The following is a 13012-nucleotide window of genomic DNA, read 5'->3' as shown; positions in this document are numbered from 1 at the left end:
AGTATATACGGTTTATCCCATTTTTGCAAGAAACATTTCAAGTTTAAAAGGATGGATACTTTCTATTATAAAATACAATGAAAAAATCGGCTAATATTTAAGATACCTTTGCCGCTTTTTCATTTTTCAATAAATTTCCAACATGCTTCGCCAAGTCAACTACCCGGCAAGAGTACCCCCACTCATTGTCGTACCAAGCTAAAACTTTCACTTTTCTTTCCCCCATAACTTGCGTAGATAAACCATCAATAATTGCGGAAGCGGGTGAAGTCGTATAATCAATAGACACTAACGGCTCCTCATTATACTCAAGAATCCCCTTCATTCTCTCTTTACTATTATTCCAAAAAGCTTCATTTACTTCTTTTTCTGTAACAGCCGTCTTTAAATCCACTACTAAATCGACTAGTGATACATTTGGCGTAGGCACTCTTAGAGCAACCCCATTTAGCTTTCCGTGTAAAGAAGGTATAACTTCCCCAAGTGCTCTAGCAGCTCCTGTAGAAGTCGGGATAATCGATTGTGTACACCCTCTTGCTCGGCGTAAGTCTTTATGAGGGTTATCTAAATTCTTTTGATCGTTTGTAAAAGCATGAACGGTCGTCATAAGTCCATTTTCTATACCAAACTGATCTTCTAACACTTTCACTACTGGTGCTAGGCAATTCGTAGTACATGACGCATTGGAAATCACATCATGTTCATTTGGATCGTAAACCTCTTCGTTGACTCCCATGACAATCGTTGCATCTACAGATTTACCCGGAGCAGTTATGATAACTTTTTTAGCACCAGATTGTAGATGAAGAGATGCTTCTTCTTGTGTCCTAAATTTACCAGTAGCTTCAATTACAATATCAATATTCAACTCATTCCAAGGAAGTTGTAAAGGATCCCTCTCAGAGCATAATTGTATTTTATCTCCATTTATTAAGATTCCATTAGCAGTTGCCTCAATTTCACCATCAAAACGTCCATGGATACTATCATACTTTAACATATGAGAAATTGTTTCTGCGGGATAACTCGCATTAATAGCTACAAGCTCAATCGAATCATCTAAGACTGCTTTTCTGAAGACCATTCTCCCAATTCTCCCCATACCGTTAATTGCTACTCTTGTTTTCTCCATAAAGCCAGGCCTCCCGTATGTGTTATACTTTAAATTATTTTTTCAAAAATAGTATAACACATTGAAAGCGTTTGTGTGAGTTTGTTTAGCATTTATTTTGAAAAATAAAAACCTGACAGAGTGTTCACTCAATCAGGTTCATTTAGGACATGCCAATTAACCAGTATCTGTTGTAATTGTTGAAAGCTTTCTTTAACTGTCCCTGTATTATCAATGATTTCATCAGCCATTTTTGCTTTTTTACTAATTGTAATTTGTGCTTGTATACGATCACGCGCTTCTTCTTCCGATGATTCATCACGGTTCTTAAGCCTTTTTAATTGAGTTTCTTCGTCAACATAAACGACTAAAGTCCGGTCAACATAGTGAGCGAGTTGACTTTCAAACAGCAAGGGGATATCTAGAACAACTGCCTTCACGCCTCGCTTTACATACTCGTCCCTTTGCCGAAGTATCTCTATTCGTACTTGGGGATGGACAATATCATTTAAATATTTACGTTTTTTTGGATCTTTAAAAATAACTTGCCCTAACCTTTTTCGATTCAATGTACGATCCTCATTCAAAATCTCTTCCCCAAAACATTCAACAATTTGATGATAGGCAGGCTTTCCAATCTCAACGACTTCTCTTGAAATAATGTCTGCATCTACTACAGGAATGTCGAACGATTGAAACATTTGGGATATTGTACTTTTACCAGTAGCAATACTCCCTGTAAGTCCGATAACTACTCCCATCCTATTCATCCCTTCTTATAAAAGTTTGATTAGTCCTATGATGATAAGTAAGAGCCCGGGTAATGCTGAGAAGTAGTCAACCTGCTTACTTAACTTCGCTCCACTTTTCAGTCCTCCATAAAGCATAAGACTGGTCATAAGTACAATAAGGCCTGCTGTATAAAATGGAGGAATCCCTATAAATACCCCACTTATACCTGCTCCTATAGTATCAAGAGAAAGAGCAATTCCTAGAAGCAAGACCTCTTTTCCCTTAATGCCACCTGAATGGTCCACATCTGCCGCTTCGGGAGATTGTAATACACGTGTTGGTTGCATCCATATGGGATCAGAGTCATCTTGAACAGGATGTCTTGTGTTTGACCATATAAAAAAGAGACCTAAACCAATAAAAGCCAATGCACCAATCCTTTCAAAAAGTTCAGCTTCTACAAATGGCAGTAGAATGTAACCAATACTAGCCGAGCCTAAAAAACACAACCCCGATAAAATCGCAATCCCGAAAATTCCTTTTAATGACAAATGTATCTGCTTCAATCCGATCATACAACCAATACCAAAGCTATCCATGCTAACAGCAATTACAAATAATAGCGTAAATAGTATGGTCCCCATCTAACTCACCTCTGAAATTTTCAATGTGAGATAGTATATGGGCAAATAACCATTATGTGTTACTGCTGGCAGTTAGGACATACATGAGTTCCTCGACCACTGACTTTTAATTTAAGAATCGCATTACCGCATCCATGACAATCTGTCCCCTCTTTTCCATAAACTCGAAGTTGCTGTTGAAACATCCCCATTTCACCTTGACCATTTAAGTAAGATCGAATGGTTGTACCACCTTGCTTAACTGCTTCAATAATGGTTTCCGTACTAGCATCACGAACTCCGCGCGCTTCTTCAAAAGTAAGTTGATTAGCTATTCTCTCCGGATGAATCCTAGCACGATACAAGGCTTCATCAACATAAATATTTCCTAACCCAGCTACTACGCTTTGATCAAGCAGTACAGCTTTAATATTGCGCGAGGTCTTTTGTAAGGCTCGATAAAAATAGTTGGCTGTGAAATCAGGATCAAAGGGATCAGGTCCTAGTTGATTCAATGGTTTATTTTGCCATTGATGACCCTTCTCGAATAAATGCATCGTTCCAAATTTACGCACATCATCATAGCGTAATTCTGAGCCATCAGTAAAGTGAAAGATGACATGGGTATGTTTAGGCTTAGGAACCGATGAATCGTACACGCCAAACTTCCCCTCCATCCGAAGATGGGAAACCATATCGATGTGATCCATTTCAAATATAAGAAACTTTCCTTTTCGATTAATGTCCCGAATAGTCTGTCCTTGAACCCATGCTCGAAAGTCATCGGGATCTCTCGGCTGTTTAATAATATTATTCCAATAAATCGAAACTTCTTGAACTTCTTTATTGATAATCAATTGTTTTAACGTTTGCCTTACAGTCTCTACTTCCGGTAATTCAGGCATACTTACTTCTCCTCACTCACTTTGCATCGTACCAAGTTGGTCCATAAGAATAGTCCACTTCTAACGGTACATCCAACTCAACCGTCTGCTCCATAACTTCTGAAACGACCTCTTTTAATTGATCAATTTCTTCTTTTGGAGCTTCTAAAATTAATTCATCATGAACCTGAAGGAGCATACGTGCTTCTAAATTTTCTTCTTTCAACCGATGATCTAAATCAATCATTGCTTGTTTAATAATATCAGCCGCGCTTCCTTGAATAGGAGTGTTCATTGCTGTCCTCTCTGCAAAACTTCGTTGGTTAAAGTTACGGCTTGTAATCTCAGGCAAATACCTTCTACGATTCATAAACGTCGTTACATAGCCAAGTCTTTTAGCTTCACGAACAGATTCCTCCATATAAGTTTTAACACCTGGATAGCTGTCCAAATATTTCTCAATAAATTGTTTAGCTTCTTTTCTTGAAATTCCAAGGCTCTGGGACAATCCAAAATCACTAATTCCGTATACAATACCAAAGTTTACAGCCTTTGCATGTCTACGCATCTCAGAAGTTACCTCACTCCCTGCAACATCAAAAACTTCGCTTGCTGTCTGAGTGTGGATATCCTTACCTTCTTTAAATGCATTCATTAATTTTTCATCCTGTGCAATATGAGCAAGTACTCGAAGTTCAATTTGTGAATAGTCACTAGCAAACATTACCCAATCTTTCTTCGATGGAATAAAAGCCTCTCGAATCTTTCTCCCTTCTTCTAAACGGATTGGAATGTTTTGCAGGTTAGGCTCTATTGAACTCAAGCGTCCCGTTTGTGTTAGTGCCTGATTAAAACGGGTATGGATCTTACTTGTATTCTTATTAGCTACTTTTAATAAGCCCTCTATATACGTTGATTGAAGTTTACCAAGCTGACGATAAAGTAATATTTTAGCAATGATCTCATGTTGGTCTTGTATCTGCTCTAATACGTCTGCAGATGTTGAATAACCTGTCTTCGTTTTTTTAATGACCGGAAGTTCAAGTTTTTCAAACAATATCGGTCCTAGTTGTTTAGGGGAGTTTAGATTAAATTCTTCTCCAGCAAGCTCAAAAATTTCGGATTTGATTTCCGCTAATCTACCCTCTAACTCACTGCCCATATTTTCTAAACGATCAATATCAACCTGTACTCCACGATGTTCCATTTCTCCTAAAATTAAAGCTAAAGGCATTTCTAATTCCTGATATAATTTAAACTGTTCATTATCTTTTAATTGATTCTCCATCGGTTCCTTTAAATGATAAAGAACCAATGCTTTTCTAGCAACATGCTCATGCAGCACTTTTTCAGACTCAGGGACCTTTAACTTAGCACCTTTGCCATAAATTTCCTCGTCATATTGAACCGCTCTCTCATTCATCCTGTGACTAATCGAAGGTACATCGTGATTGTTTTCAGATGTATTAATTAAGTAAGAGGCTAACAACAGGTCAAATGATATTCCCTTTATCAAGATTTCATGACGCTTTAATGCTACTAACGTTCGCTTAGCATCAAATACCCATTTCTGCATCGATGGATCTTCTGCCCATTCCTTAAATACGATTGATTTTTCAGCATCCTCAATCGTTATAAAAAAATGATGATCAGCATTCACAATCGAAATCCCCACAATTGGCGACAGATGATAGTTTTCGTGCAGCATTTCTACAACGACCGCTTCTTCACCAGTAAACATATCTTTGTTGACTTCATGAATGACTTCCACATTAATCGCGTCCCACTCTTCAGGTGTAGAATTTTCATCTGAACCTTCTTGATCAGAGGATACTCTATTAATTAATGATTGAAAGCCCAGGTCTCTGAAAATCGCCGCAACTTTTTGACTCTCATACCCTTTATAAAGAATATCATTTAACCCGATTTGAATAGGAGCTGCTCGCTCAATTGTAACAAGCTGTTTGCTCATGAAGGCATCTTCTTTATTAGTTTCTAACTTTTCTTTAAGTTTTTTGCCACTTACTTCAGAAAGGCTTTCATAGACACAATCTAACTTATCAAATTGATTCAGTAATTTAACCGCAGTTTTCTCACCAACTCCCGGAACACCTGGAATGTTATCAGAGCTATCTCCCATAAGGGCTTTTAAATCAATAATCTGATCCGGTCGTACGCCCATCTTCTCTTCCATAAATGAAGGATCATATGTATCCACATTTGTAATTCCTTTTTTGGTAAGGCTAACTTTGATTCGATCTGAAACTAGCTGAAGCAAATCTTTGTCTCCAGAAATAACTTTCACATCAAAATTCTCGCTTTCAGCTTGAGTGGCTAGGGTACCAATAATATCATCTGCTTCAAATTGATCTAGCTGATAATACGTAATCCCAAATGCATCAAGCAATTCCTTTAAGATAGGGAATTGTTCCGAAAGTTCAGAGGGAGTCTTTTGTCTCCCTCCTTTGTATTCGGAATAAGTTTCATGACGGAAAGTTGTCTTTCCTGCATCAAACGCTACAAGTAATCGATCAGGATTATCTTCCTCCAATATTTTCAATAACATTGTAGTAAAACCATAGACCGCATTGGTATAAACCCCTTTATCGTTATTTAATAAAGGCAAAGCAAAGAACGCTCGATAAGCAATACTATTTCCATCTATTAAAACTACTTTTTCAGCCATTTTTTCAGCTCCTCTTTAAAACTTAACTGCCTTTATTCTACCATGTTCCAATAAAAGAAGAAAAAATCTACAAAAAAGAGCAGAAGCGAGGGAAGCTTCTGCCCAAAAGAGAAAACACCTTGGATGAAAGGGTTTCAAAAATAGCATAACAATGAAACGTTATTAAATTTTTATATTTTTATTAATCCTTTGTAAACTTTTTAAAAAGTTTGACATGAAAGATTGTCCCTACGTCAACATCACTTTCAACTTGGATAGATCCATGGTGTGCTTCAATAATATGTTTAACAATAGCTAACCCAAGCCCCGTTCCACCTGAATTACGACTTCTCGCCTTATCTACTCTATAAAACCGTTCAAAGATACGTGGAATTTCCTCTTCAGGTATCCCGACCCCATTATCTTGAATACTTATGATGACATGGTCATGATAATCCTCAAATGTCAAATCAATTAACCCATTTTCTCCAGTATAATGCACAGCGTTGGTTATTAAGTTAATGAATACTTGCTTTAGGCGGCTCGAATCTCCTTCCACAATCGTTTCACCTTGAATATGACTATGCATCGATATATTTTTTTCTTTTACCTGATGCTCGACGATCGGTAAAAGATCATCCAACAACTGTTGGATGTTTATGCTCTCAACCGCTAAGTGAAAGTCCTCTCTTTCTACCTTCGATAACTCTAATAAATCTAAAATAAGTGATTGGAGTCTTCCACTTTCTTTTAAAATAATTTGAAGAAATTGTTCAAGCATAGCTTCATCTTTCATGGCTCCATCCAGCAGCGTTTCAGAAAATCCCCGAATCGATGTAACCGGAGTCTTTAATTCATGGGACACATTCGCTACAAAATCTTTCCGCATTTGCTCTAGCTTCTTCATATTTGTAATGTCATGGAAAACGAGAACAATCCCTTTCCACTTATTACCTTCACTAAAAATAGGAGCGCCAGTAACCTCTAAATGTTTTTGATCTATATGAACTGGCATGACAAAGTCTTCAGTTATCGTTTCTTCAAACAAATAAATGCTTTGGATCGTCTCATGAATGACAGTATAAGGGATTGCATCATGATAAAGGTATCCGACATACTCCAGCTTTTCCCCACCAAAACTATCTAAGAAAGCCCGATTCACAAGAAGAATATAACCTTTTTCATCAATAAGGATAAGTCCGCTTCCCATATTATTAATTACAGCTTCTAGCTGATTCTCCTGCATTCCTTTAGAACTTGTCATTTCTTGAAGGTTTCTAGCTAGAATATTAATGGATTGACTTAATTGACCAGCCTCTCCAAAATGACTTTCATAAGTACGAGCTTTGTAGTTTCCCATCGCCAATTCATTAGCTACTTCTGAAGCTGAACGGATCGGGCGTATGTACTTAGAAAATACATTAAAGCCTATAAGAAAAATAGCAACAAGACCTAGTAATAAGGTCAATCCAATAATTAACCATATATTTTTTGTTATATTTGACAAAGACTCTACAGGTGAGATAAGCACAAGTGTTCCAGAAATATCGCCTATCGTTTGGGAGGTAGGATAATAGAACACATTATCTAACAATTTCCCTTCACCCATTTCGCGGTCGTTATTACGGACAACGTTAATAATCATCTGTTTATCTTCATCGGAAAACTGCTCAGTCGCCCCTACCGTATCAATAATAACTTCGAAATTTTCCGAAAGAAATATCATACTCGTATTTAATTCCTCACTATATTCATTAAGAGACTCCTTCGTCACATCATCTTCTTTCAAAAAGTTTTCTATAGACGTCACAAAATACTCACTTTCTATAGAAATCCTTTCTTCAAAAATATTAATAAAATAACCTCGTGTTAATTGAGCTAATAAAATTCCCAAACTAACCATTACGATAACAACCAATACCGTGTAAGTTAATAAAGGTCTCGTGTTAGACCACATTTACTTTGGAACCTCCATTTTGTAACCAAGTCCACGAATCGTTTTAATGTATACAGGTTTTTTTGTATCAGGTTCAATTTTCTCTCTTAAATGGCTTACATGCACATCAACGATACGGGTATCTCCTGCGAAATCATAATTCCACACTTTGCTAAGTAATTGATCTCTCGATAGAACACGTCCAATATTTCGCCCTAAATAGTAAAGCAACTCAAACTCCTTAGGGGTAAAGGTTAGTGCTTCACCTTTGATTGTGGCTTCGTACTGTTCAGGATAAATAATTAAATCAGCTACTTGTATCTTTTGCATGGTTTCTTCTGCGGGTTCTCGAACGAGACGCCTGAGGATAGCCTTAATTCTTGCAATCACTTCTCTCGGGCTAAATGGCTTCGTTAAGTAATCATCTGCTCCAAGTTCTAAACCAAGAACCTTATCAAATTCATCATCTTTAGCAGTTAACATTAAGATTGGAGTTTGCACCTGCTTTTGACGTAATTGTTTACAAACTTCCATCCCATCTATTTCAGGAAGCATAACATCTAATACGATCAAGTCATAAGTCGTAGTAGAAGCTTTCTCTAATGCTGAACTTCCAGTATAAGCCACATCACTATCGAATCCAGCTTGGTCAATATTATATTTTAACAAGGTTACTATTGATTCTTCATCATCTACTATCAAAATTCTCTGTTTCACGATAATCCTCCCTCAATGAACTTTTATGTATATTTTCATCATACATCGAAGTTTACAGATTAGCACGTCTCTTTACAATTTTTACAGAAAAATAACATTTTAAAAATAAGACTATGTTAAACGTTCATGGTGATAGTTGCCGAATTCAGGAAGAAGTTTATTCGATAATCGAGCAGTCTTGTTGGATAAAGAGTTTAAAAAATGGTTCCGTTAGTAAAGACAGAGGAAGGGTAACGGGAAACGTCTCCCCCATGCTATATGGCAAAAGGAATATTGGGATTTATGTTAAAATATATAGAGAAATTGTGGACGATTACAATTAAACTAACGAAGCCGTATTGTTGAAGACTTGAATTCGAGATGTTTGTGTGAATGTAGGGGCTGCGGGAAACGGCTCGCTTTCCCTCCGCCCCTTTGCCTTATAAGTGTCTCGATACCACTTCAAGAAAAGGCAGCCATTCCTAAGTTTGCATGCAAATCTTGTTAGCGGGCTATCCTATTAAAATCCTTGATATAGAGAGGTTCATTGCAATAGAACACTGATAGTGGTAGATAGTCCTTCTGGGAAAGGGATTCGTTTCTCACACATCGAATGGGGGGCTTGGGAATCCCCCCGTTTCCTAGCCACCCATCCTTTGCTTTTAATGAACGGCCCTACTGCCATGAGTCGTCTTCTGTGTTCGCTACACCATATGGAACAAGTGTGCAGTTGCAAACTCCCATCTATGAATAGCCTACAATTTGAAGAACCAATTACTGAGGTTTCCGTCTGCCTCACAATGGCAAGGAGGTCCGGGAAATCGCGAGACTCCACCTTTAAAAGCGGAGGCGCCTTGGTCAGCGGCGTATGGACTGGACTGAGCTGTCGGAGATAAAGGAAACACGAAGAACATCGTGATTCGATGTTGACTTATCGTACAGAAGCGAGGGAAGTTTCACTAGCCGCTAGGCGCTGGAGCTGGATAACGCCTGATAGGATTGATGAACTAGATGTAGCCTTCGTCCTTATAAGGCGTAAGAGCTGGGATGAACATGATCGGCGATAGCCCGAGGAAGCTCGCCACATGCCCATGGAAAGCGAGTGATTTCCCGGACTTCCAAACGCTTTCAACCATAATGGAAACAACATCTCTCGAAGCTGACTCTTCAAGTAAAGGATACTTTAGTTGAAGAAGAAAATATAAAGAAAAACGCTTGGATATTAAAATGTCCAAGCGTTTTTCTTTACCAATTGTAATGTTATTTAGTATGTTAATTGGTTCGATAATTCTGTTGCTATTTTTCCCTCTACATATGTTTTTGTACTCCAAAACCGAACTATTTAGATGATTTCTGAACGTTTTTTTGCTATTTATGCTAATTTCTCGTTGAAAATCAATACTAATTTGTTTACTTTATATTAGCAATTTTCTCTCCCTAAACTAAACCGGTTAGTATGAGACCATCCGCTATTCATAGTATTAATAAAAATTCTCAAGCGAACTTGCATTCATCGATTTAGGTTCATAAGGAGGGTGAACAGATAACTTTCCAGTCACAACCTCGTCTCCTTCTTCATCATATCCAACCACCGTTAGATCAACATAATGCTCCTTTTTGTAAACGGAAGCTATTTCAAGTGTAATTTTAATCTCGTTATAATGATATACCGGTTTTGGATAAGCCAACTCTTGTTTTATAATATGACTTCCGGGCCCAGGGAGATCCATAGAAATCATTGATGAAATCTTACCAACAATCATAATTGTTGGAACAATCGGTCGTTTAAACGGTGTCTCTGACGCATAGTCATGTTGAATGTATAAAGGATTTGCATCATCTGTTAAGCCCAGGTACATTAATAAGTCCCGATCTTCTATTACTGAAGAAGATGTAAATGAATCACCTACTTTTAATTCATGAATTTTTTTACCTAATTTTCTTTTTTTGCCTAACATAAGATCACCCTTCACGGAAAGCGTTTTCAATCCCTGTTTAAAAAAGGATTCGAGGATAAGACCTCGAATCCTTTTTGTTTTAATTTAATACATCTAGAACATTCTTAACAGATTCTGCTGATTTATCTAACTGTTTTTTCTCTTCTTCTGTTAAATCCAGTTCAATAATTTCTTCAATACCGTCTCCACCTAGGATTGTTGGTACCCCTAGATAAATTCCTTCATAGCCGTACTCACCTTCTAAATAAGCAATAGCAGGAAGTACACGACGTTGATCTTTTAGTATTGCTTCCGCCATCTGTGTGATGGAAGCAGCTGGTGCGTAATAAGCACTGCCATTTCCTAATAGACCGACAATTTCTCCGCCCCCTGTGCGAGTACGTTGTACAATTTCATCTAAACGTTCTTTTGATATTAGCTTTTCAAGCGGAATTCCGCCCGCAAAAGAATAACGTACAAGTGGAACCATATCATCCCCATGACCACCAAGTACAAATCCAGTCACATCTTTAACAGATACATTAAGTTCTTCGGCTACAAATGTACGGAATCTAGCGGTATCTAATACCCCAGATTGACCGATGACGCGATTTTTCGGAAGACCAGCTTCTTGGAATACTGAATACGTCATAGCATCTACCGGGTTTGTTAGTACAACAATGTAGCAATCCGGAGAGTACTTAACGATTTCTTTTGTTACACTTTTCATAATTTTAGAATTTGTATTCACAAGGTCGTCACGACTCATGCCTGGCTTACGAGCAATTCCTGCCGTAATGATAACAAGATCTGAACCTTTTGTATCTTCGTAGTTGGCTGTTCCTGTAATTTTTGCATCAAATCCTTGTACTGGACTTGCTTCAAGCATATCTAGTGCTTTCCCTTTAGTTGGATCTTCCATATCTGGAACATCTACTAAAACAACATCTCCCAGTTCTTTTTGAGCAACCATAAGTGCAGTTGTTGCACCAGTGAAACCACTTCCAATTACAGAAATTTTATTTCTACGAATAGCCATATATAGTTCCCCTTCCTTAGCCCATATTTTTGATAAGAGCGTCGCCAAATTCAGAACATTTAACTTCAGTAGCACCTTCCATCATACGAGCAAAGTCATAAGTAACCACTTTGCTGCCAATTGTTTTATCCATTGATTGAGAAATAAGCTCTGCAGCTTCTCTCCAACCTAAGTGTTCAAGCATAAGAACACCGGATAAAATAACGGAAGATGGATTTACTTTATCCTGCCCAGCGTATTTAGGTGCTGTTCCGTGTGTAGCTTCAAAAATGGCATGTCCTGTTTCATAGTTAATGTTCGCTCCTGGAGCAATACCAATTCCACCTACTTGTGCAGCAAGTGCGTCAGAAATATAGTCACCATTTAAGTTCATGGTAGCTACCACATCAAACTCTTTAGGACGAGTTAGGATTTGTTGCAGGAAGATATCAGCAATTGCATCTTTTACGATCATCTTACCTTCAGCTTCTGCTTTATCCTGAGCAGCATTTGCAGCATCTTTACCTTCTTTTTCAACAATGCGATCATATTCAGCCCATGTGAATACTTTATCACCGTATTCCTCTTCAGCAACTTCATAACCCCATGTTTTAAAGGATCCTTCAGTGTATTTCATAATGTTACCTTTATGAACAAGGGTCACATTTTTACGATTTTCGTTAAGTGCATAATCAATTGCTGAACGTACTAAACGCTTTGTCCCTTCTTCAGAAACTGGTTTGATACCGATTCCAGAAGTTTCAGGAAAGCGAATGTTATGTACACCCATTTCATCCTGAAGGAAGTCAATTACTTTCTTAACTTCTGGCGTACCTTGTTGCCATTCAATACCGGCATATATATCTTCCGTATTCTCGCGAAAGATTGCCATGTCTGTATCCTCTGGACGCTTTACCGGTGATGGTACACCTTCAAAGTAACGAACCGGGCGCAGGCATGTAAATAAGTCAAGTTCTTGTCTAAGCGCTACGTTTAAAGAACGAATTCCTCCACCAATTGGAGTTGTTAACGGTCCTTTAATCGCGATTTTATAATCACGAATCGTATCTAGAGTTTCTGCTGGTAGCCATTCTCCAGTTTTATCATAAGATTTTTGGCCAGCAAGTACTTCTTTCCATTCTATTGATTTTTCGCTGTTATAAGCTTTATCAACAGCAGCTTCAATTACACGGCTTGCAGCAGCCCAAATATCAGGGCCAATTCCGTCACCCTCAATATAAGGAATGATCGGTCGGTTAGGTACATTTAATTCACCATTTTGTTCTACTGAAATTTTCTGAGATTGTGTCAAAGTAAATCCTCCTAAAATTATTACTAGATTGGTTAGGGATAAAACGCCCATTTACATCATACGTTAAATTAATCACAATAAAAAGTTTAATTCAATAT

At 37.8% G+C, this 13012-nt stretch carries 11 protein-coding genes; all 11 read right to left on the bottom strand.

All coding sequences use genetic code 11. The features are described 5' to 3' along the window. Nucleotides 1-97 precede the first annotated feature (97 nt). The 11 genes from ACFQIC_RS06795 to icd all read right to left on the bottom strand — a co-directional run bounded on the left by ACFQIC_RS06795 (nucleotide 98) and on the right by icd (nucleotide 12914). Nucleotides 98-1132: a glyceraldehyde-3-phosphate dehydrogenase gene (locus ACFQIC_RS06795; RefSeq protein WP_204707344.1), complete on the bottom strand. Its 1035-nt coding sequence runs from the start codon at nucleotides 1130-1132 to the stop codon at nucleotides 98-100. Between the two features lie 128 nt (nucleotides 1133-1260). Then, nucleotides 1261-1872: a dephospho-CoA kinase gene (coaE, locus tag ACFQIC_RS06790; RefSeq protein ID WP_204707346.1), complete on the bottom strand. Its 612-nt coding sequence runs from the start codon at nucleotides 1870-1872 to the stop codon at nucleotides 1261-1263. Nucleotides 1873-1887: 15 nt separating this feature from the next. Beyond that, nucleotides 1888-2487: a manganese efflux pump gene (locus ACFQIC_RS06785; RefSeq protein ID WP_204707348.1), complete on the bottom strand. Its 600-nt coding sequence runs from the start codon at nucleotides 2485-2487 to the stop codon at nucleotides 1888-1890. Nucleotides 2488-2546: 59 nt separating this feature from the next. Beyond that, a complete protein-coding gene (mutM, locus tag ACFQIC_RS06780; RefSeq protein ID WP_204707350.1) occupies nucleotides 2547-3371 on the bottom strand; it encodes a DNA-formamidopyrimidine glycosylase in 825 nt (274 codons plus the stop codon). 16 nt (nucleotides 3372-3387) lie between these two features. Continuing rightward, nucleotides 3388-6036: a DNA polymerase I gene (polA, locus tag ACFQIC_RS06775; RefSeq protein ID WP_204707353.1), complete on the bottom strand. Its 2649-nt coding sequence runs from the start codon at nucleotides 6034-6036 to the stop codon at nucleotides 3388-3390. A 181-nt stretch (nucleotides 6037-6217) separates the two neighbouring features. After that, nucleotides 6218-7972: a two-component system histidine kinase PnpS gene (gene pnpS / locus ACFQIC_RS06770; protein ID WP_204707355.1), complete on the bottom strand. Its 1755-nt coding sequence runs from the start codon at nucleotides 7970-7972 to the stop codon at nucleotides 6218-6220. After that, nucleotides 7973-8668: a response regulator transcription factor gene (locus ACFQIC_RS06765; RefSeq protein ID WP_204707356.1), complete on the bottom strand. Its 696-nt coding sequence runs from the start codon at nucleotides 8666-8668 to the stop codon at nucleotides 7973-7975. A gap of 986 nt (nucleotides 8669-9654) precedes the next feature. Further along, nucleotides 9655-9978 (bottom strand): hypothetical protein, encoded by a 324-nt coding sequence (locus ACFQIC_RS06760; protein WP_390217002.1) that lies wholly within the window; start codon nucleotides 9976-9978, stop codon nucleotides 9655-9657. A 150-nt stretch (nucleotides 9979-10128) separates the two neighbouring features. Beyond that, nucleotides 10129-10605: a MaoC family dehydratase gene (locus tag ACFQIC_RS06755; protein WP_204707358.1), complete on the bottom strand. Its 477-nt coding sequence runs from the start codon at nucleotides 10603-10605 to the stop codon at nucleotides 10129-10131. A 79-nt stretch (nucleotides 10606-10684) separates the two neighbouring features. Continuing rightward, a complete protein-coding gene (gene mdh, locus ACFQIC_RS06750; protein ID WP_204707361.1) occupies nucleotides 10685-11623 on the bottom strand; it encodes a malate dehydrogenase in 939 nt (312 codons plus the stop codon). 16 nt (nucleotides 11624-11639) lie between these two features. Then, on the bottom strand, nucleotides 11640-12914 hold the full coding sequence (gene icd / locus ACFQIC_RS06745) for an NADP-dependent isocitrate dehydrogenase (RefSeq protein WP_204707363.1): 1275 nt from the start codon (nucleotides 12912-12914) through the stop codon (nucleotides 11640-11642). Nucleotides 12915-13012: the final 98 nt, after the last annotated feature.

It is taken from the genome of Halobacillus seohaensis, from assembly GCF_042663045.1.
GTDB lineage: Bacteria > Bacillota > Bacilli > Bacillales > Halobacillaceae > Halobacillus_A > Halobacillus_A seohaensis.
The sequence above is the reverse complement of the archived record's forward strand: the minus strand, read 5'-3'. Positions and strand labels throughout refer to the sequence as shown.

Excerpts from the sequence above, each read along its gene's own strand:
- mutM (WP_204707350.1), bottom strand. The coding sequence starts at position 3,371 with ATGCCTGAATTACCGGAAGTAGAGACTGTAAGGCAAACGTTAAAACAA.
- ACFQIC_RS06755 (WP_204707358.1), bottom strand. The coding sequence starts at position 10,605 with ATGTTAGGCAAAAAAAGAAAATTAGGTAAAAAAATTCATGAATTAAAA.
- ACFQIC_RS06785 (WP_204707348.1), bottom strand. The coding sequence starts at position 2,487 with ATGGGGACCATACTATTTACGCTATTATTTGTAATTGCTGTTAGCATG.
- ACFQIC_RS06795 (WP_204707344.1), bottom strand. The coding sequence starts at position 1,132 with ATGGAGAAAACAAGAGTAGCAATTAACGGTATGGGGAGAATTGGGAGA.
- pnpS (WP_204707355.1), bottom strand. The coding sequence starts at position 7,972 with ATGTGGTCTAACACGAGACCTTTATTAACTTACACGGTATTGGTTGTT.
- mdh (WP_204707361.1), bottom strand. The coding sequence starts at position 11,623 with ATGGCTATTCGTAGAAATAAAATTTCTGTAATTGGAAGTGGTTTCACT.
- coaE (WP_204707346.1), bottom strand. The coding sequence starts at position 1,872 with ATGGGAGTAGTTATCGGACTTACAGGGAGTATTGCTACTGGTAAAAGT.
- polA (WP_204707353.1), bottom strand. The coding sequence starts at position 6,036 with ATGGCTGAAAAAGTAGTTTTAATAGATGGAAATAGTATTGCTTATCGA.